The following is a 312-nucleotide window of genomic DNA, read 5'->3' as shown; positions in this document are numbered from 1 at the left end:
CCGCGCCTCCCGGTCCCGAGCCAGGGCCTTTTCGACCGAGCCGGCTGCCAGGTAGCGCGCGCGAAACTCAACGGATGCTCGATGGCCGGGCAGCACCTCGAACGACTCGCTGCGAAGCCGGGCTTGTTCGGGTTTCTTTCGAGGCCGCGAGAAGAACGCATCGGCCTCGGCCGCGTTCTTTCGACGATCGGCAGCGTAGGTCTTGTGGGTCTTTCGTGGCGGGAGGCCGAGCTTTGTCAGACGGCGCCGTAGCTGCGCCGCTTCGCGGGTGCGTGCTCGTTCGCGCTCGAGGTTCTGTTGATACCAACGCCG

At 66.7% G+C, this 312-nt stretch carries 1 protein-coding gene; it reads right to left on the bottom strand.

The genetic code is table 11. From position 1 onward, the window contains the following. Positions 1 to 312, bottom strand: a 312-nt coding sequence (locus tag KVT44_RS55905) for a hypothetical protein (RefSeq protein WP_217576944.1), incomplete at both ends; no start/stop codon positions are given.

It is taken from the genome of Streptomyces sp. GbtcB7 (genome assembly GCF_019091445.1).
GTDB lineage: Bacteria > Actinomycetota > Actinomycetes > Streptomycetales > Streptomycetaceae > Streptomyces > Streptomyces mirabilis.
This window is presented reverse-complemented; position numbering and strand designations above follow the sequence as displayed.